Raw genomic sequence first — 19,875 nt, forward strand, 5'->3', positions numbered from 1 at the left:
GCCCTACGTCCAGGCGACCGCCTTATCTCAATTTCATCTCCACCGGGTCCCACTCGACGACCCGCCGGTCGAAGTAGCTCAGGTTCGCGGCCAGCGACGGGGCGGCGGCACGGAAACCGAAGGCGCCGTCTTCCACCACCTTACCGCCGTTCCGGATGGCCTCGAACCAGTTGCCGAAGTGGTGCACGTGGTCGCTGTATCCCTCCGGCGTGCGGTAGGTCCATTCCTCGGGGCCGACCACGGTGGGCGCTACGGGCGGGTACTGATCGCGGTACCAGGTTTCGAACTCCTCGCGGGTAGCCTCGGGGAAGGTATTGTAGGTGTCCCAACCGCCGTAGCCGGGTGCGGTGGGGAGCGTTTTACGCCTTAGGGTTAGCGCACTACCGGTGACCTCCAGGCTGCCCTCGGTGCCGACGAAGCGGGTGCGCGAGCCACCCCCGCCGCCGTCGACGAAGTTGACCCGCAGCTGCATATTGAAGGCCGGGTGGCTATCCTGCTCGCCGTAGTCGCAGCTGGCGATGAATACGTCGGGCACGTCACGGCCGTCCTTCCAGTAGCGCAGACCGCCGGTGGAGTAGATCCGCTCGGGCCCGAGGGAATCCAGGATGCGGTGGCTGCCGGAAAAGAGGTGGACGAAGAGGTCGCCGGCCACCCCCGTTCCGTAATCGCGGTAGTTGCGCCAGCGGAAGAAGCGTTGGGCGTCGAAGGGAAGGGCTCCGGTATCCTTGAGGAAGGTGTCCCAATCGACGGTCTCCGGGGAGGCATCGCGGGGGATGGAGTACTGCCAGGCGCCCAGCGCGTCGAAGCGGTCGTTGAAGGTTTCTACCAGTACCAGCTGCCCAAGGTCGCCACGGCGGTAGATTTCCCGGGCCTGTTCGGTCAGGATGGAACTGACGCGCTGGCTGCCCACGATCAGGATGCCCGGATTGCGCGCTTCCGCGTCGAGCACCGCCCGGCCCTCCGCCAATTGCTGGACCATTGGTTTCTCGCAGTAGACGTGCTTCCCCGCGTCGAGGGCTTCGATGGTGATGGTGTCGTGCCAGTGGTCGGGGGTGGCTACGATGACTGCATCCACGTCCGGTCGGGCCAGTATCTCCCGGTAATCACGGGTCAGAAAGGGATCGGCCCCGTAAACTTCCCGGAAACGTTCCAGGTGGCCGGTGTACAGATCGCAGGCCGCTACCAGCTCCACGTTCGGGTGCCGAAGGGCCGCGGCCAAATCGCTGAAACCCTGGATACCGAGGCCGATGCAGGCCAGGTTGATGCGGTCGTTGGGGGCCGGGCGAGCGGGCGGGGCGGGCAAGGTCTGCGCGACGGCGGCGTCCGTCAGTAACGGCGCGGCAAGCAATCCGGTGGAAAGTTGGCGCAAAAAGCGCCGGCGGGTACGGGTGGGCATACGGGAAATACTTAAAAGCGCGGACCCGCATGCCTCGGTTCGATGGCTGCAACCGCAGGGAAAACCATCGGTGGGCGGCGGCGCGCGGGAGCGGAGCAAATTACGCTAATTTCCGGGCGTTCCCACGGTCCGTCGGCCAACTCCCACCGTTGGGTAGGGTCGCTTGCTACGAAAAGAGGGGCCGGCACCCTTATGGCGCCGACCCCTCGGAGTGGTAAATCAACTAGCCGATTACATCCGCACAAACCGTTGCAAGGACTGGCAATCGCCCTCCAGTATGCGCAGGAAATAGGGGCCGGCCGGCAGCTCGGCCACCGAAAACTCCGTGCGGAAGTATTGGTCCTCCTTATTGCCGGTACGCTGGCGGACCGTACGGCCCATCATATCCGTTACCGTCATATTGACTTCACCCACGTAGCCATCGGTCAGCTCCACCGTCAGCCGGTCCACGGTGGGGTTCGGGTAGACCGCTACGGGCTCGGTGGCGAATAGCGCATCGTCGTACACTACCGCTCCCTGCCGCAGGGATGCCAGGTCCTGCGATTTAGCCTCGGTGCAGTTGGTGGCCATATCACCCTCACCGGTGGGTAGTACGTCATACGGGCTCAGGATCACTTTGTCCAGTTTGGTGCCGGGTTCGCGGGGGGCAATGGTGATGGTATGCTTGCCCGGGTCGAGGTCGAAGGAAACTTCCCGGGTGTCGTCGTTTACCTTCCGCCATTCCATGCCGCTGGTCAGCAGGTGGCTTCCATCGGCTTCCTTCCACATCTTGATCCAGTCACCGTCGTCTACCCGTACCCAGAAGGAGTTGCGTCCGACGTTCGGGGTGCCGATACGGAGAAACAAGTAGTAGGTATCGGAGGTGGTGGTGGTCAGGTTGAAGTGGAGGAAATTTTCGGATTTCTGCCGTTGGGGTTCCTCGATGCACCGGCAGCCGGTAAAGGCAACGAACAGGTTCTCACTGGCGTCGGTGTCCGCGAAGAGCCGCCAGAGGTTGCTGCGATCGGCGCACTCGGCTTCGAATACGAAGGGCGGCGGCGGGGCGATATCCTTGTCACATACGTCTCCCACTCCGTCGCCGTCGTAATCCTCCTGTCCGGCATTGACGACATCGGGGCAGTTGTCCGTTCCGTCGAGTACGCCGTCGCCGTCGGTATCGGCGGTCGGGTCGAGGACGCGGAGGGATACGATGTCGGTATCCTGGTCACCCTGGTCGTCGGTGACGGTAAGGGTGATGGCGTACCTACCGGGTGCGAAGGTTACCTGGGTGGTCATGCCGCTCGCGCTGCCTCCGCCCCAGTTCCAGGAATAGTCGGCGATGGTGCCGTCGGGGTCGTAGCTTTCGCTGGCGTCCAGGTCTACCGTCAGCGGGCCGATGCCACCCGACGGATCGGCGGAGATGAGGGCTACGGGGGCCTGGTTGACGGGGGAACCGCAATTGGTGGCATCGCTACCGAAACCGGTGGGCATGGTAGCGGCTTTGGCCAGATACACTTTGTCGAGCAGGGTTTTTCCCTCCCGGTAAGCAAAGTCGATGGTGTTGGTTCCGGCGGTCAGCTGTAGCGAATCGGGGAAGGTGGCCCAGCTGAAGTCCTGCCCGCACTCGATGGCGTTCCACTTGATCCACGATCCGCCGTTCGCGCGAATCCAGTACGAATCGCGATCCGATTTAGGAGCGAACAGCCGGACCATCATGGTGTAGTATCCCGCCTCAGCCTTTTCCACCGTGAAGCGAACGCGGGTGTCGGGAATGTCCCGCGGCGGATTGCTGACCGAGCGTTTCCCCGGAGCGTAGATGTACGTTTGTCCGGAGGCTGCGTTATCGCTGACGGACTTCCAGTAAGTGCCTACTTCGGCGCATTCGGCTTCCAGCCAGAAGGAGGCATAGCTGGTGCCGCCGGGGTCGTCGCCGGTCACCTCGAGTTGCCACATTTGTCTGGGCACGGCGGGCACGTTCTGATGGTGATAGATATCCTGCGCCTCTACCGTGACGGTGTGGGTACCCACGTCGCCGGCGGCGGGGGTGCCGCTAAGCACGGCCGTGCCGTCGCCGTTGTCGGTAATCGTCAGCCAGCCGGGAAGGCCCAGTCCCAGGATTTCCAGGGCGTCACCGAAGTCAATGTCGGGGTCGATGGCCTCGATGAGGTAGGTATACAGTACGCCGACGGTTGCGGTCGTTTCCGGAGTGCTGGTGAAGACTGGGGTGGTGTTGACGAGAATGGCCACTTCGTGAGTGTTGGTCTCGCTAAAGCTGTCCTCCGCTTTGAATACTACGTGCTGGTGTCCCCACTGTGCTTGGGTAGGTGTCCAGCTGAAGACCGTAGCGGTAGGGTTGGCGGCCGGCGTGGGGAGGGCGGGCGTGAGCGTCGCCCCGAGGCTGGTGAAATCATCGCCGGACACCTTGTGGATCGCCTCGGTAATGGAAACCGGATCGGCGGGGTCGAGATCGGAGGCCTGCACCGTGAAGGTCACTTCCTCGCCGGGGGTGACTACGTTGTGGGTGCTGGTGGCCGGCGTCGGGGGAACGTCGAAGGTAGGCCGCTGGCTGACCACGATGGAAACGTTGGTCGACGTTTGGGTGCCGCCGTTATCCGTAGCGGTGATGTTGATGACGTTGGTCCCGATGTCACTGAGGGCCGGCGTCCAACTAAAGGTGGAGCTTACGGGGTTCGCGGTAGTCGGCAGGCCGGGGGTAAAGGTGCTGCCGCGGGGGGAGCCGACCGCGTTAAGGGTGACCGTACTGCTGGGGTCGGGGTCACTGGCCCGAACGGAGAAGTTCACGGGCTGGCCGGGGCCGACGAAGATCACGCTGTTATCCGGCGGGGTAATGGCGTAGTCGAAAGCCGGCGGCGCGGAGGATTCTACCACCCGCACGAGAAAATCGACCATCGTCATACTCTTGGGATTGCCGTTGTTGTCCAGATCCTCTACCACGACGATGACCACGAACAGGTCGCCCACGGAGGCTCCGCCGGTGTTCAACGTGACCGTACCACTTGGCGTAACCGTCTGTCCGGAAATATTTCCGCTACGGTATTCACTGGCCGTGGGCATGCGGTAGCGGAGGGGATCGCCATCCGGATCCGTGGCCGGCAGGAAGAAACTGCTGCTGGTGCCTCCCACCAGGTTAACGATCGGGGAGATTGCCGTGATCGGAGAATCGTTGCCGAAGTTCGTGCCCGTTAGGTCCACGATCGTTTGCCCGTACCAGTCGCCCTGGGGCGCGTTGGCAAGTCCGGCAATGCGGCAGCAGCCAAAGAAAAAGGCGGTGTATTCCGCGGCGGAGGCATACGTGTGGGTAACGGTGGTCTCACCGAAGAACCAGTCTTCGGTCGGGTTGACGGCGGTGACCGTCAACTGAAAATTTTGGAACGCCCCGTCACCGAAGTAAATGGCGTCCACGAACTGCGGCGTGGTACTGCCGACGGAAGGTATCCCGGGGAAACCGTACCCGACGGACATTCGCCACGATTGCTGGATTTTAAATTCCACCGTAGTTCCCCCTAGGTGGCGCCAGCTGATCGAGCCATATCGGAAGTGGGTCGCTTGCAGCGAAAGGCTGCCCAGCAACAGGAAGAGGAGCAGCAGGTGAAGAATCGGTTTGCGGAGCGGGGCGTAGTCACCACGGGTGACGCGCCGGAAAAATGGGTAGTGTGTAGGTAACATGCTGTGTTGTTGAATAGTGTGAAAAGGAGACCAGGATGCGGACCTGGTCGTCAGCAGGGTATTTGTACCGCTGCCACGGCGTTTGTTACCGGGATGGATGGGTATTTTGATCCCTATTTCTGGGTATTTAAACAGGCTCCCGCGCGCCGGCGCCATCCTTGTCGTAGGCGGGCATGATTACCTGATCGTCGCTGCGCTATTCCCCGGTTCAAGGGGTCGAGGGATCCGCTGAACGCCGTGGGCTTAGGGGGACCTATCCGGGCCCCAGCATCCGCAAAATCTCCTCGATTTCGAGTCCGGCCGATTTTCCCGTCCCCGCCAGGATTTGGTCCGCCAGGTCGCGCTTGTCGGCGTGCAGGGCCAGCACTTTCTCCTCGATGGTTCCCTCGCTCACGAAGCGGTACACGGTCACCGGCCGCTGCTGCCCGATGCGGTGGGCGCGGTCGCTGGCCTGGTCCTCGGCGGCGGGGTTCCACCAAGGGTCGAGGTGCAGGACGAAGTCGGCCGCGGTGAGGTTCAGCCCGGTACCGCCCGCCTTCAGGCTGATCAGGAAGAGCTGCCCATCGCCCGCCTGGAAGGCATCCACCCGCCGTTCGCGCTCCTTGCCCGGGGTGGAGCCGTCGAGGTACTGGTACGGGATGCCGGCCTCCCGCACCCAGTCCTCCACCAGTTTCAGGTGTTTCACGAACTGGCTGAAGACGAGGGCTTTGTGGCCGTTGTCTAATAGCTCGCGCACCGTTTCGGCCACCAGTTGCAGCTTCGCGCCGGGGAGCTTGCTTTTCGGGCGGACCAGCCGCGGATGGCAAGCTGCCTGCCGCAGTTTGGTCAGTTGCCGCAGCACGATGAATTTCTTTTTCTCGGGCGGGGCCTCGGCGATTTCGGCCAGGGCCTCCCGGCGCAATGCCTCGTACAGGGCCGCCTCTTCGGGCGTGGGAGTGACGGTGAGCACCACCTCGGTCTTGGCCGGCAGTTCGCGGAGTACCTCGTCCTTCCGGCGGCGCAGGATGAAGGGCTGCACCAGTTGGCGTAGTTGGTCGCGCCGCCCTTGATCACCCGCGGCGATCGGTGCTCCGTACTGCTCTCCGAAGGTCTTTTTGCTCCCCAGTAAGCCCGGGTTCAGGAAGCGGAAGAGGCTCCACAGCTCGCCCAGGTGGTTCTCGATCGGCGTGCCGGTGGTGGCGATGCGGAAGTCGGCCTGCAGCTCGCGAACGGTCCGCGCCCGCTGGGTGGTGGGGTTCTTAATGGCCTGGGCCTCGTCCAGCACCACGGTAGCGTAGGGGATAGCCGTGAGCTCGTCGGCCACGTAGGTCAGCAGGCCGTAGCTCACCAGCAGCAGGTCGCCGGGCCCGAGCTGGGGTAGCAGGTGGGTGTCGCTGCGCCGGGCCAGTACGATGGGCGTGAGCGCCGGGGCGAAGCGTTCGCATTCCGCCCGCCAGTTGCGCACTACCGAGGCGGGGGCCAGCACCAGGGCGGGGCCCAATTCCGCGCGCATAGTCAGTACGGCCAGGGCCTGTACGGTTTTCCCGAGGCCCATATCGTCGGCCAGGCAGGCCCCGACGCCCCAGGCCGCGAGGCGGGACAGCCAGTCGTAGCCCTCCCGCTGGTAGGGCCGCAGGTCGGCGTGAAAATTTTTCGGGGCGGCGGGGCGCAGGTGCCTGGCGGATTCGATCCGTTGGAGACTTTCGTGCCAGGCGGCATCGTACGCCACGTCGTCGAAGCCTTCCAGGAGCTCCGAAAAGGGCGCGGCGGCCAGGACGGGCAGTTGCCGGCTCTTGCCGCGCTCGTGCAGCATGCCGTCGAGCTGCTGAATACGTTGCCGCATCTCGTCGGTCAGCGCCACGAACTCCCCGGCTCCCAACCGGATGAAGCCGCCGTTGTTGTTGTTTCGCAGTTGCTCGAAGAGGAGCTGCAGGTCGAGCACCCGATTTTCGTCGAGCTGCAACTCCCCGCTTACCTCGAACCATTCGCGCTTCTTGCCCACCCGCAGCTTGAGGCTGTCGAAGTCGGCCAGGGACGTCAGGCGCAGGGGCTCGCCGCGGGGGTACTCGACCTCCACCCGGTCGGCCTGCACCAGCTCCTGCAGTTCCAGCAGGAAGGCAAGGGTAGCGTGTTCGTCGGTGAGTTCCCACTCGTTGCTGCCGGCAATGGGCGCACCGAGGGAGGGGCAATCGCTCACCAGCGCACGGGCTGCCTCCGTTTCCGCCTCGAGGTCCCGCTCCAGGATGCGCCGGCCGTCCTCCCCGGCTACCAGATTCCGCCGCATGCCCTCTCCCGGCGGGTAATACAGCGGCGGGTCGGTTACCGGGCGAACGAGCAGCTGCACCTGGTAGCCCTCGCCGAGGGGTAGCAAGTGCAGACTGAGCCGCGTGGCACCGGAGACGACGGGCAGGTCGCTCCGCAGTAGGTCGGTATCGGATTGTACGCTCACGTCGCCGCGCATGCCCTCGATGGTGGCCTCCAGCCGTTCCCGGGCCGAAGCGGGTACGTCCAGGCCGTAGCCGATGGAAGCGGCCAGCTCCCGTTGCCGGTCGCTAAGGTGGTACACGAGGTAGCGGGTGGGGGTGACCTGGCGGAGCTGGTAGTTACCCGGGCTGGTCACCGGCGGCTCGAACCGCAGTTGGAGCATGTCGTCCCGGTCCTCTACGGTGACGCCGGCCTGGCCGACGGTCACGGTCAGGGGCAGGCGTTTTCCTTCACCGAGCAGCAGCCGGGGATGATCGGCCAGTTCGTAAAGTAGCCGTTCGAAGTGGATGGTGACGTAGTCGTCGTTTAGATAGCTGTCCAATCGTACCGGCCGACCGTCGTAGTACCGCAGTCCGTGGACGGCGTTCAGGTCCTGTGGCTCCCGGTACTGTCGGAAAGCCGGTTGGAAGAGCTCGTCCCACCGCAGTTTACGGCCCTTGGAGTAGCCGCGGGGGCCTAGTTTTTGTTCCTTGGGGTAGATGTCGTGCCGGTCGAAATCCACGATCCAGACGGTACGCAGGGCCGGTTGCTGCACCGAGCCCTCCTCCGCCTTGGTCTTCCGCTTATCCGCTAGTACCAGCCGCTCCACTTGCCGCAGGGCGCTTTCCCAGCGGGGGCGCACGGGCTGCAGGGCCAGGAGGTAGTGGAAGCCGTGCCGCTGCGCCAGCTCCTCCGCGGCACGCTGCCAGTTGCTTCGTTCCGGGTGCAGGGGCAGCAGGGCGGCCAGGCCGTTCAGCAGCTCGCCCAGGACGTAGGGGTGTTGCCGGTCAGTCAGCAGCTGGGCCGCGGTGGCGATCGTGCGGTCGGTGAGCTCCGCGGGAAGCTGCAATCCCAGCCAGTTGGCCACCCAGAGCAGGACGATGGCTTCCAGGCGGTCGGGAGCGGGCGCCTCGGCGACGGCGTTTGCCAGGTCCGCGTCGGTTACTTTCCGGCCGCGCCGGTCCTCGGCCCATAAGGCAAAGGCGGCGTAGGCGGCCTTGGTCTGGGTTTCGTGGTTGGTGGCCAGGTGCATGGCCATCGCGTCGGCGTCCATGGTGCCGGCGCGGTAAGCGGCCGCCAGGAAGGCGAAGTCGACAAAATCGAGGTCGCCTTCGGAGGTGTCCAGTCGCTCCCGCAGCAGGGCACCGTCGGTGTCGCCGCCGCTGACCAGGGTATAGAGCTGGTCGAGGTCGAAGTGCTTGCGGCGGATAACTTCATCCTGTAGCAGGGCGTCGAGGCGCAGGATCCCGACCCGTTCGGGCAAGCGGTAAGCTTCGATGCCGAGAAAGTCCTGGCGCTGCAGAATCGCCGCGGCCGTAGCGGTCATCCGATCGTCGAGTGCGGACGGGTGCCGACTGAGCTGGGCCAGGAGGAAATACTGCAATCCGATATCCCGCCACGTCCAGAAGTCGGGTTCCGCCACTAGCTTAAGCTGCTCGACCAGGGTGGGGGGAGGCGATCCGTAGCCGGAGTGGTGATAATACTGGAACTGGCGGTAGTGTTGGTTGAAGGCGGCGTAGTCGTCGGCGATCAGGGCCAGTCCCGCGCTGGCGCCGTACTGGCCGCGGTAGTTGAATCCGAAACGGCTGCGCCGGGGCGAATCGTAGCGGAGGGCGGTGGCGGCCAGTTGCTTCAGTTGCGGGTTGGCGGCCACCCCCCGCTGCCCGAGTAAGGCTATCCGGCGGTCTGCGGTTATCCGCCCCACGGTCGGGGCGTCGATCAGGTCGCGGTCCAGGTCTTTGAGGATCTTGTGCACGGCGGCGCGGGTGAAGGGCCGCCCGGAGCTTTGCGCCATTCCGGCTTCGCTGAGCAATTCGGCTACCTCGTCCGCGTCGGTATAATCACCCTTGATCAGCAGGGCGTCCAGGCATTTGCCCTGGTCTTCGGTGAGGGGGGGTAGTGGCATGCGGTCGCTGATCGGGGGCAAGGTAGCATGAGGGAGTGGCATCAGCTGGTTTTTCAACGGGCATGGTACACTTTGGTGGGAGGAGCGCACCGCAAATTTTTTTCATGCGTCAGCAGAAAGCCCCTAGATTTCAGGAATCTTTCGGCCCCACCTATTGCACCCTTAATGCGACACACCTTTGCCCTACTCTGCTGCCTTATTTCCCTCTTTGCCCACGCCCAGATTCGGCGCGGTGATCACATCGTCACGCTTAACCAAACGTACAGTTTAGAAGGCCCCACTCAACTGTTCCATGCGGCTGATTTTGGCGAACTGGGCTTTGTATTGGGAGACCGGTACAGCTACATTTCTCTCGCTCCCACCTATGGGTATGCGCTGACCGATCGCTTGGTGGTGGGTGGCTCCCCGAACGGTATGGTTAGCCGATGGTTTGGACAGTGGAATTGGGGTGTCTCGCTCGATCCCTACTTGCGCTACTACTTCGTGAACCGGGAACGACTGGGGGTATACGGGCAGGTTAGTAGCACGTTGGGCCTCGTTCAACAAACGTTCTCCAGCTTCGACCGGGTAAACCTGCGGGCCGGCCTACAGGTACCGCTGACATCTGGGGTCTGGGTTGGACCGGCGGTGGACTATACCGTGCGGTCGGGCACAAACTATCTATCACTGGGCGGGCAAATCGAGGTCGTCCTAAACTCAAAGGGACGGGATGGAGCATCCCCCGTGAGCAGCCTTCGTGCCGGAGCGCTAATGCTTGGCGGGCAGCTGGCTAGCATCGGCCTGAGTAAATTTATAACGTCCGGCTCTGTCGACCTCGGCGGGCACTACTTTTTGACAAAGCGCTGGGCGGTGGGGCTGTCGCTGGGAGTTGCCGTGGGACGAGTAGACCTTCAACCCACCACGCGACCTGTAGAATGGCCTTACCGGCTCTCTGCATCGTTAAGCAGTCGCTATTACCTGGTTCCCGTTGGAAGATTGCTTTGGTACGCGGAGGCGGGCGCCGGGTATAGTATATTTCATTCTGACCGGAGTGACCAGAGTAGCATCGGGACCCCTGAATCGAGGCAGCACGCCTATACGGCAGCAACAGGAGGTCAGTATTTCCTCCAGGATAACATCGCGCTGGAATTTGGCCCGCAGTTGCGGCGGTATTCCCAGGATGGCGACGGCTATACAAACATTGGTGTGACGGGCGGGGTGCGGTTCTTTTTGCGGTAGCCGGCAGGATCGTGCAACTACTTTCCGTCACAAGGGGCTTGGTCGTCGGCTGGCGAATGGAAACCGGGATAGTTTACGCGCGCTTCAGGAGGCCCCCTGTTACCCGCCCGGTATTGGCCGCCACCACCTATATTTTTAACGCATCAACCAACTGACCCCTTACTTTCGGAAGTCTTTTGGTTGCAACAACTACAACCCTTATGCAAAACACCTTTACCCTTCTTTTCTTTTTGCTGTCCCTCTTTGCCCACGCCCAGATCCAACGGGGCGATCACATCGTAACCCTTGGCAACCAATCCTCAGCCTCGACGTCCAGTGACCTGGGGGGGATATATTACGACTTCGATACCAAAGTCAGCCAATTTTCCCTTCAGCCGACCTACGGTTACGCCCTGACTAATCGGTTGGTGGTGGGCGGCACCCTCGGTATTTTGACCACTCGCTACCCGGCCGCTACCGCTTCGAGTGAATTCAACTACTGGAACGTTTATGTAAATCCTTACGTACGGTATTACGCCATCAACGGCGAGCGCCTCGGCGTGTACGGACAGCTTGGTACCGGAGTGGGCGTGAACAAGGATGGTGTGTACGGTCTGGAAGAGCTGAATTTGGGGGCGGGCCTGCAGTTTCCCCTCTTGGCCGGTATCCGGGTCGGACCGACCCTTGATTATACCCTACGCAGCCGGAGGAATGTTCTCGTACTTGGCGGCCAAATCGAGATTGTCCTCGGTCGACGGTCCGGCGAAGGCAAGCCGGCCGGTAATTTCAGCGCCGGATCGGTCATGCTGGGTAGTCAGCTTTTGCAGACTACATTCGCCCGGGACGTCACTTACGGCGCGGTAAATATCGGCGGCCATTACTTCCTGACCGACCGCATCGCGGCGGGCCTCTCCGTCGGGGCGGGCGGGGGCCGGTACAACTTCGGTACGACCTCCGTTGACCGTTCCTTCCGAAGCTCGCAGATCCTGGCCTCGCTGAGTGGCCGCTATTACTTTACGACGAACCGCAACCTGGTCTGGTACGGAGAGGCCGGTGCCGGGGTAGGGCGTTTAGTATATCGGACCGATGCTGCCCTAGGCGACCTACCCGTTGACCGGAATGATTTTTCCCTCTTCGGCGGCGTGGGCGCACAGTGGTTCGTGCGGGACAACCTGGCGCTGGAAACGGGCGTAACCCTCAACCGGAACGCGGTCAACGGAGACTGGGGTACGGCGGTCAGCGTGCCGGTCGGGGTACGATTCTTTTTGCGGTAATAATTATCCGTCAGGCTTCCCCCCGCAACCGAAACACCGTAATCTCCGGCCGCACGTTAAACCGCACCGGCCACAGGTGGCCCAGCGCCCGGTTGATGTACAGCGTACGCCCGTCGTACAGGTCGAAGGTGCCGGCCGTATACCGTTCGTTCTCTACGGGGAGTAAGGGCGGTGGCAGGAAGGGCGGCTTGCACTGGCCGCCGTGGGTGTGCCCCGCCAGGATCCAGCCCCGGTAGCCGTTCCACACGTCGAGGTCGCAGACGTCCGGATTGTGGCAAAGGGCTACGGTGGGCGCCGCGGGGTCGTGGTGCTCCATGATCAGTTGGGGCGCGAAGTTCGGACTGTAATAGTCGTCGATACCGAGGAAGGTGAGATCGGCCACCGTCGTTCGCGCATTTCGGAGCACGGTGATGCCCGCAGCGGTCAGCTGTTCGTTAATGCGCTCGGCCACGTCGATCTCCGACCAGTTCTTTCCGTAGTCGTGGTTACCGAGGATGCCTACGGTGCCCAGTTTCCCCCGTACGGTGTGCGCCAGTACCTCGTCGAGTTGCCGGTGTTGCTCCGGACCTTCGTAGCTGACGTAATCGCCGGTGTAGACCACGAAATCGGGGTCGAGGGCCTGGGCTTCCCGGAAGGAGTCGATGAGGTACTGGTAATCAAAACGGTTACCCACGTGGATGTCGCTGATCTGCAACAGTGTTTTGCCCTCCAGCGCTGGGGGTAGATTCCGGATGGGCATATCCCGGCGGACGAATTCCAGCCAGTACGGCTCGATCCGCCAGGTGTACAATCCGGTGACGGCGGTGATTCCGGCGGTAGTGAGCGCGGCGGCTTTGAGGAAGGTTCTTCGCTGCATACGGTAAAGTAAAGGAGCGATGGCCGGTCGTCATTTAGTATTCCGCCGTCTACATTGGGTACCCGGTCGTTCCTAAACCAGGGTATTGCCCTCGAAAATTACCCCCGCCGCTTCACAGGGCCGGTCGCGTACCGCTTTCCAGGCCGGTCGCAGGCACTGGCGGAGCGAGAACAGGTGGGAAGCCGTTCCGCCGAGGAGCCCCGCCCCCACGCCCGGTTCGCCGAGGGCGGCGGCCACTACCGCCCCGAGTCCGAGTACGGTGGTGACGGCGATCTTTTTCCGGTCGAAGCGGCCGTTACCGAGTTCCTCCTCGTAGCGCCCGAGGAGGTATTCGAATTCCTCGCGGATTAGGTTGGCATTCCGAACGGGCGCGTCGCCCAGCAGCTCCGGCAGCCGGTCGGTCTGCCAGCTCCGGAAAGCGCGCAGGGCGGAGCGGAAGCTTTCGCGTTCCCGCAAGCGGACGATCGCTTCCAGCGGGACCGGGCCGTCCGGAACGCTGAGGAGTTGGGCGATTTCGATCATGGCCGTCTGGTCGTCCACCTCCGTCAGCTGGGTATAGGCTTTGCGGTAGTCCGCCCGGGCACCGTATACCGGCACGGCCGTTATGGCGTTCGTGCCGGCGGGGCGGAGCGCTTCCGTCCGTTGTTGGAGCAGCAGGCGGGTGTCGTAGCTGGTGTCGGTTTTTCCCACGGCCAGCGCTTCCCGCAGAAAATCGGTCTGCCATTCCTGAAAGGCCTCCGTTTTCCAGGGGTAGATCACGGCCGCTTCGTGGCTGGCCAGGTAAGCCGCGTCCGCGTGCAGGCGGTCGAGTTCTTCGGACGTCTGGTTGCCGAGCGGGTGGTCAGGCAGCGGGATCACCAACCGGTCGAACAGGATAAGGGATTTCAGGAAAACGGGCTCGCGGTGGTCGTAAATGGACAGCGTGCCCCACCATTCGTTGGCCATGCGGTGGGAGTTTGGGAGGTGAATTCCTTGATGCACCGGGCAGGCCACCGGTTACTGCGGGGTGTTTTGGGCGGCGGGGCGCGGGTGCAAGGGAGTAGGATCCTCGGCCCGTTTACGGGATAGGGTGCTTCCCGCGCTCCGGCGCAAAAAACCTGCACCGTTTGATCCCCCCAGGATGCGTACCAACCACCGATAAACCCCGGTTAAGTTCTGAAATACCGGATATTTTAGCCTATACTTGTCGGCACGGCCACCGGTAGCTCCGATTTTCTTACCGCCGGCCGTACCGAGATCCCGCCGCGGCGGGACCTGAGCCTAAACCCGTAATTGAAACCCATGCTATCGCGAATTTTTACCCCCTTCGGGAGGGCCACCCTGTTGACGGTGCTGCTCTTCTCCCTATTCCCCGTTGCCGCAACCGCCCAGGACGTCGTGAGCCAGTACGGTCGCCTGCAGGTCGACGGCAACCGCATCGACGGTGCCGACGGAAACCCGGTCAGCCTAGCCGGCAACAGCCTCTTCTGGAGCAACGCCGGCGATACCTACGACTACTACCGCGCCGAAACCGTCGATCACCTCGCCCAGGACTGGAATGCCTCCCTCGTGCGGGCCGCTATCGGGGTGAAGGAGAGCTGGGACGCGGGCCGCGGTTACGTCGACTCCCCCGCGGCACAGCTCGCAAAGGCGCGCGCCATCATCGACGCGGCCATCGCCAACGACATCTACGTGATCGTCGACTGGCACACCCACGAAGCCGAACGCTACCGGAGCGAGGCGATCACGTTCTTTACCGACATCGCGCGGCTCTACGGCGACCGCGACAACATCATCTACGAGATCTATAACGAGCCCATCGATCAGTCGTGGAGCACGATCAAGACCTACGCCGAGGCCGTGATCGCCGCCATTCGCGCCGAGGATCCCGACAACCTGATCGTGGTGGGTACGCCCTTTTACTCTCAGCGCGTGGGACAGGCCGCTGCCAATCCGATCCAGGATAACAACGTCGCCTACACCCTCCACTTCTACGCCGGTACCCACGGCGACGGATTGCGCAACGAGGCCCAGGGCGCCCTGGACAGCGGTATCCCCCTCTTCGTGACGGAGTGGGGCAGCGTGGATGCCAGCGGTAAGGGAGCCCCGGACGTCGCCGCCACCGAGCGGTGGATGGATTTTCTGCGGGCTAACGACCTCAGCCACGCCAACTGGTCGGTGGCGGACAAGGCCGAGGAGCCGGGTACGGCTTTTCCCTCCGGCGCCTCCATCGTGCGCCCGGGCCTCGGGTTGCCAGGACTGTTAAACAACCAACTTTCGGCCGCCGGGGAGCTGGTCAAGCCGATCATCGAGGGGTGGACGACCGACGATGGCGGCGGCGAACCGGAACCGACGGAACCCTGTACGGAAGCCGGGGCATCCATTTCCGGCCGCATCCAGGCCGAGGACTACTGCGCCATGCAGGGCATCCAGACCGAAACCACCAGCGACGGCGGCGGCGGCACGAACGTCGGCTGGATCGACGCGGGGGATTACCTCGATTACCGCCTGAACGTACCGTCGGCGGGGACGTATACCGTCAGCTACCGCGTAGCCAGTACGGGCTCCGCCGGTCGGGTAAGCTTTCGGGCAAACGGGAATGCACTGGCTACGACGGCTATTCCAAATACGGGTGGCTGGCAGAACTGGGAAACCGTTACGGCTACGGTCGACCTGTCAGCGGGCGATCAAACGGTTCGCCTATACGCCGCCGGCGGGGGGTGGAACCTCAACTGGTTTACGCTCGGCGCGGGTGGGGTGACGAACCCCGATCCGGAACCCGATCCCGATCCCGATCCGAACCCGGGTACCGCCACCTGCGACTTCGGTACTCCGACGTCCGGTCCGCTACCGAATATCGGTCAGGCTTCCTACGGCAATGCCTACGTGCTCGGTAGTGGTGGCCCGAACCTTGGCAACCTACGCAACCTGACCATCAACTGGGATGCACCCAACAACGGGCTCTACCAGTTCGCCATTAACACCGACAATGGCTCGCCGAACTGGTACGTGGATCTGCGGTCTACCATGACCTGGAATTTCGGCACCGCCCAACCGGACCTGACCCTGACCGGTAGCGGCTTTCCCGGCCTCGACGGTAGCTACTGGGTGACCGTAGACGGCGGCAACTTCGTGATGGTATCGAAAGCTGGCGGCTACACGATTTACTTTACCGATGCATCGACCGTCCCCAGCTGCTCCGCGGCACTCGCCCAGCCGGCTACGATCAAGGCCAGTGCGCAAGCGGAGGTCCTACGCGTATATCCCAATCCCAACACCGGGGATCGGCTTACCCTTGACGGACTATCCGGCAGCGGGGGCACCTACCGCCTCACCGACCTGCAGGGCCGGAGGCTGCTGACCGGCCGCCTTACGGAGCAACGTAGCCAGGGCATCGATCTACCCGATCTTTCCGCCGGCGTCTATGTGCTCACGGTCGTGCAGGGTAGCGATTTGCAGAGTCTGCGGATCGTCCGGGAATAGTCGGGCGACGGAGAAGGTAGCCATCTTTGGGCGTTTCCGTACCATACGCGGAACCGGCGAACGGGGCTCGCGCGAAGCTGCGGGTAAGGAAGGCGGAGTTGATCCGGTGATCGGTGGCCGATCGCGCTAGCAGCTACGTTTCACCCAATTTTTTGCTTTTAAAAACCGATCGCCCCCGTTCCGTCGTATTTCCCGGTACACCCGCGCACCGCCGCCCCGGTGGCAATACATATCGTGCCGCCTAAACAACTCAACCCCAATCCCGCACGTTAGTGTAAAATATGCGCTACCTTTGGTTCCGCTTTCAACTACGAAACAGATGAATACCACGCTACTTTTCCTTAACGCCATTGGCCCGGAGATGATCCTGGTCTTCTTTGCTATCCTGCTCCTCTTCGGCGGCAAGAAAATCCCCGAACTGATGCGTGGCATTGGCAAAGGCATCCGAGAATTCAACACCGCCAAGGGCTCCCTCGAGAAGGAACTCCAGGACGGGATGAAGGAAGAAGAAGAACGCGAAAAGCGCAATCGCGAACTCAAAGAGCAACGCGAACGCGATGCCCGCGAGCTTGCCGAACTGCGCGAACGCGAAGCCAACCGCCAGCGGGAGGAGTCCTTCATTACGCGTAATAACGACTAGGCTTCCGAAGCCGATTTCGGTCAAAAAAGCTTCTCTGCCGGTCGGCGGGGAAGCTTTTTTGTTGTCTCCGCTTTCGGGTCTTCAATCATTCCCGGGGCGGGGCGGGCAGCAGGAGTTTGAAGCCGGTGCGGTCCACGATCGAATCGTAGCTGAACACATTCGTCAGCACCACGACACCCCGTGCGCCCTCGACGTCGATGGCCATAAAGGACCGGTAGCCCCCCACCGCGCCATTGTGCCAGTATACGGTTTGGCCTGGTGCCGAGGATAGGATTTGCCAGCCCAATCCTACGGCGTGCTCGGCGTCGTTCTCGGCGTGCCGTTCCCGCGTGAGTACGAGGGTCGCTTGGCCGGGGTCCAGTTGTGCCCGCAGAAAACGTACTACATCCCGGGGGGTGGAGACGAGTGCGCCGCCGCCGCCCAGGGCCTCGGTGAAGGTCCAAAAGGTAGCGGCGGAGCCATCGGCATTCAGTCCGGCTACGGGGGAGCGGGCGTCTTCGATGCCGAAGGAGGTGTGCGCCATGGCCAGGGGCTCGAATACCCGTTTCCGGAGGGCTTCCGCGTAGCCGACCGTATCGAAGCGGCTGCCGAGGGTGTAGCCGAGGAGACCGAACCCGAGGTTGGAATAGCCGCCGTTGCCAGCGGGGAGTACGTAGAGATGATCCCGCAGGTAGGTTTCCAGTTGGTCGGGGGTGAAGCTCGCGTAGGGATTATCGGGAGTTAGCCACACGCCCGGCATGATATGTGGCAGGCGGGGCAGTCCGCTGGTATGGGTGGCCAGCTGGCGGTACGTAAAGGCGATGTTGTCGGCAAAGGAGAAGCCATAGGCGGCGGTCACGGTGTCGTCGAGGGATAGCGCTCCGTCCGTCACCAGGTCGGCGAGCAGGGTGGCGGTAAACACTTTGGTGATGGAGCCGATACGGAAGCCGCGGTCGGCATTGTCGACGGTGATCAGCTTGCCGTTCTGGCGGCGTAGGCCCTGGAAAATGGTTTCGTGGCCGTCGATCAGGGCGAAACCGAGCTCGCCGCCGTCCGGTAGCGTCCGCATCAGATCGTAAAGGATGGCTTGTTGGAGGGTATCCAGCGGACTGCGATCCCGAGCGTCGATCAGGGTATCGGGCTGGGCGGACACCAACGAGAAGAAGCAAAAGAAGGCGGGGAGCAGGCGGTAGCGACGCGGTAGGGCAAACATGCTGCTAAAGGTAGGCCCGGGGCGGCGGGGCGCGGGAGGAATGATTTTGGCGGGGGTAGACATCGGATGTGTCAGGTGAGATTTTCGGGGCCTGTCATTTTGGCGGACCTGACACATCGGATGTGTCAGGTCCGCCACCCGAGGAGAAAAGCCGCGGCCGGCGTACCTTCGCGGCCCCATCGATTCGGTATGCGCGCATTGCCCGTACCAGCCTTTACAACCTAGAGCATACTCCCCATGGAACTGACCGATCAGGAAAAAACCCGACGTGAAAACCTCGCCAAGATTCGCGAGCTCGGCATCGAGCCCTATCCCGCGGCGCTCTTTCCCGTGACGCATCTGGCCACAGAGATCACGGAGCAGGTCGAACTGGACGCCGAGGGTGAGGTCACCAACCTGCAGGAAGTAGCGCTGGCCGGCAGGATCATGTCGCAGCGCATCATGGGCAAGGCCGCTTTCGCCAACCTGCAGGACAGCAGTGGGCGCATCCAGCTCTACGTGAGCCGCGACGATATCGCCCCCGGCGAGGACAAGACGATGTACAATACCGTCTTCAAGAAGCTGGTCGACCTGGGCGACTTCATCGGGGTGAAGGGCTTCGTATTCAAAACCCGCACCGGTGAGATTTCGGTGCACGTGAAGGAATTCACCTTCCTTGGTAAGTCGCTGCGGCCCCTACCTGTACCCCGTGAGGATAAAGAGGGCAATATTCACGATGAGTTCAAAAATCCCGAGCTCCGCTACCGGATGCGCTACGTGGACCTGACCGTCAACCCCAAAGTAAAGGAGGTCTTCCGGAAACGGAGCCGGCTGATCACCGCCATGCGCCAATTCCTCGATGACCTCGGACTGATGGAAGTGGAAACCCCGGTATTGCAGCCGATCCACGGTGGAGCGGCGGCCCGTCCCTTCAAGACCCACCACAATACACTGGACGTACCGATGTACCTCCGCATCGCCAACGAATTGTACCTGAAGCGCCTCATCATCGGCGGCTTTGACGGGGTGTACGAATTCGCCAAGATCTTCCGGAACGAGGGGATGGACCGGACCCACAATCCGGAATTCACCATGGTCGAATTCTACGTAGCCTACAAAGACTACAACTGGATGATGGACACCTGCGAGCAATTGCTCGAGCACGCGGTAAAGGCCGTCAACGGCGGCACCACTACCAAAGTGACCATCGGCGAAAACGAGGTAGACTTTAAAGGTCCCTACCGCCGGCTCAGCATGGCCGACGCCATCCGCGAGCACACCGGCGAAAATATCGACGGTGTCGACGAGGCCGAGCTCCGGGCCATCGCCGATCGACTGGACGTCCACGTAGACAAAACCATGGGCCGCGGCAAGATCATCGACGAGATCTTCGGCGAAACCGTGGAGGCGAAGCTAATCCAGCCTACCTTCATCACCGACTATCCGGTGGAAATGTCGCCCCTCACCAAAAAGCACCGCAGCAAGGAAGGGCTGGTGGAGCGCTTCGAACTCATTGTCAACGGCAAGGAACTGGCCAACGCCTACTCCGAACTTAACGACCCCATCGACCAGCGGGAACGCTTCGAGGAGCAACTCGAACTGGGCAAGCGCGGCGACGAGGAAGCCATGGCCCTGGACGAGGATTTCCTCCGCGCCCTCGAGTACGGCATGCCCCCCACCGCCGGCATCGGCATCGGCATCGACCGGCTGGTGATGTTGCTGACGGGGCAGCGGACCATTCAGGAGGTGCTCTTTTTCCCACAGATGAAACCGGAGAAGTAGGCTGTTAGGCTGTTAGTCTTTTAGGTGGCATGGATGGTAGTTGGTCAGTTAATTATAGAATCCTTGGTGAATGCAGACACTGC

General features: G+C 62.4%; 11 protein-coding genes. 5 read left to right on the forward strand and 6 right to left on the reverse strand.

Features of this window, described 5'->3' with window-relative positions; genetic code table 11:
- Positions 1–22: 22 nt before the first annotated feature.
- From CLV84_RS18270 to CLV84_RS18280, 3 genes are all read right to left on the reverse strand, one after another.
- On the reverse strand, positions 23–1,396 hold the full coding sequence (locus CLV84_RS18270) for a Gfo/Idh/MocA family oxidoreductase (RefSeq protein WP_104421278.1): 1,374 nt from the start codon (positions 1,394–1,396) through the stop codon (positions 23–25).
- Positions 1,397–1,627: 231 nt separating this feature from the next.
- Positions 1,628–5,062, reverse strand: coding sequence for a PKD domain-containing protein (locus tag CLV84_RS18275; protein WP_104421279.1), 3,435 nt, complete (start codon positions 5,060–5,062; stop codon positions 1,628–1,630).
- A gap of 253 nt (positions 5,063–5,315) precedes the next feature.
- Positions 5,316–9,452 carry a DEAD/DEAH box helicase gene (locus CLV84_RS18280; protein WP_146088871.1) on the reverse strand — a complete coding sequence of 1,379 codons (4,137 nt, stop codon included), beginning with the start codon at positions 9,450–9,452 and terminating at the stop codon, positions 5,316–5,318.
- Between the two features lie 123 nt (positions 9,453–9,575).
- On the opposite strand from CLV84_RS18280, the gene CLV84_RS18285 reads away from it, so the two are divergent.
- Both CLV84_RS18285 and CLV84_RS18290 read left to right on the forward strand, forming a co-directional pair.
- Positions 9,576–10,628, forward strand: a complete 1,053-nt coding sequence (locus CLV84_RS18285) for a hypothetical protein (RefSeq protein WP_104421281.1) — start codon at positions 9,576–9,578, stop codon at positions 10,626–10,628.
- A 200-nt stretch (positions 10,629–10,828) separates the two neighbouring features.
- A complete protein-coding gene (locus tag CLV84_RS18290; protein WP_104421282.1) occupies positions 10,829–11,881 on the forward strand; it encodes an outer membrane beta-barrel protein in 1,053 nt (350 codons plus the stop codon).
- Between the two features lie 10 nt (positions 11,882–11,891).
- On the opposite strand, the gene CLV84_RS18295 is transcribed toward CLV84_RS18290, so the two are convergent.
- A complete protein-coding gene (locus CLV84_RS18295) occupies positions 11,892–12,737 on the reverse strand; it encodes a metallophosphoesterase (RefSeq protein ID WP_104421283.1) in 846 nt (281 codons plus the stop codon).
- Positions 12,738–12,809: 72 nt separating this feature from the next.
- Complete coding sequence (locus CLV84_RS18300; RefSeq protein WP_104421284.1) at positions 12,810–13,682, reverse strand: hypothetical protein; 873 nt, start codon at positions 13,680–13,682, stop codon at positions 12,810–12,812.
- A 336-nt stretch (positions 13,683–14,018) separates the two neighbouring features.
- On the opposite strand from CLV84_RS18300, the gene CLV84_RS18305 reads away from it, so the two are divergent.
- Positions 14,019–16,199: a cellulase family glycosylhydrolase gene (locus CLV84_RS18305; RefSeq protein WP_104421285.1), complete on the forward strand. Its 2,181-nt coding sequence runs from the start codon at positions 14,019–14,021 to the stop codon at positions 16,197–16,199.
- Positions 16,200–16,518: 319 nt separating this feature from the next.
- Positions 16,519–16,839 (forward strand): Sec-independent protein translocase subunit TatA/TatB, encoded by a 321-nt coding sequence (locus CLV84_RS18310; protein WP_104421286.1) that lies wholly within the window; start codon positions 16,519–16,521, stop codon positions 16,837–16,839.
- An 85-nt stretch (positions 16,840–16,924) separates the two neighbouring features.
- Here the strand turns inward: CLV84_RS18310 and CLV84_RS18315 are convergent, their stop codons facing one another.
- Entirely contained in the window at positions 16,925–18,031 is a 1,107-nt protein-coding gene (locus CLV84_RS18315; protein WP_170067771.1) for a serine hydrolase domain-containing protein, read from the reverse strand.
- Positions 18,032–18,268: 237 nt separating this feature from the next.
- On the opposite strand from CLV84_RS18315, the gene lysS reads away from it, so the two are divergent.
- Positions 18,269–19,792 (forward strand): lysine--tRNA ligase, encoded by a 1,524-nt coding sequence (lysS, locus tag CLV84_RS18320; protein ID WP_104421287.1) that lies wholly within the window; start codon positions 18,269–18,271, stop codon positions 19,790–19,792.
- Positions 19,793–19,875 lie beyond the last annotated feature (83 nt).

This window comes from Neolewinella xylanilytica, assembly GCF_002934605.1.
Taxonomy (GTDB): domain Bacteria; phylum Bacteroidota; class Bacteroidia; order Chitinophagales; family Saprospiraceae; genus Neolewinella; species Neolewinella xylanilytica.

What these genes read in the sequence shown, in the direction of transcription:
- CLV84_RS18270 (WP_104421278.1), bottom strand. Translation starts at nt 1,396, where the DNA reads ATGCCCACCCGTACCCGCCGGCGCTTTTTGCGCCAACTTTCCACCGGA.
- CLV84_RS18275 (WP_104421279.1), bottom strand. Translation starts at nt 5,062, where the DNA reads ATGTTACCTACACACTACCCATTTTTCCGGCGCGTCACCCGTGGTGAC.
- CLV84_RS18280 (WP_146088871.1), bottom strand. Translation starts at nt 9,452, where the DNA reads ATGCCACTCCCTCATGCTACCTTGCCCCCGATCAGCGACCGCATGCCA.
- CLV84_RS18285 (WP_104421281.1), top strand. Translation starts at nt 9,576, where the DNA reads ATGCGACACACCTTTGCCCTACTCTGCTGCCTTATTTCCCTCTTTGCC.
- CLV84_RS18290 (WP_104421282.1), top strand. Translation starts at nt 10,829, where the DNA reads ATGCAAAACACCTTTACCCTTCTTTTCTTTTTGCTGTCCCTCTTTGCC.
- CLV84_RS18295 (WP_104421283.1), bottom strand. Translation starts at nt 12,737, where the DNA reads ATGCAGCGAAGAACCTTCCTCAAAGCCGCCGCGCTCACTACCGCCGGA.
- CLV84_RS18300 (WP_104421284.1), bottom strand. Translation starts at nt 13,682, where the DNA reads ATGGCCAACGAATGGTGGGGCACGCTGTCCATTTACGACCACCGCGAG.
- CLV84_RS18305 (WP_104421285.1), top strand. Translation starts at nt 14,019, where the DNA reads ATGCTATCGCGAATTTTTACCCCCTTCGGGAGGGCCACCCTGTTGACG.
- CLV84_RS18310 (WP_104421286.1), top strand. Translation starts at nt 16,519, where the DNA reads ATGAATACCACGCTACTTTTCCTTAACGCCATTGGCCCGGAGATGATC.
- CLV84_RS18315 (WP_170067771.1), bottom strand. Translation starts at nt 18,031, where the DNA reads ATGTTTGCCCTACCGCGTCGCTACCGCCTGCTCCCCGCCTTCTTTTGC.
- lysS (WP_104421287.1), top strand. Translation starts at nt 18,269, where the DNA reads ATGGAACTGACCGATCAGGAAAAAACCCGACGTGAAAACCTCGCCAAG.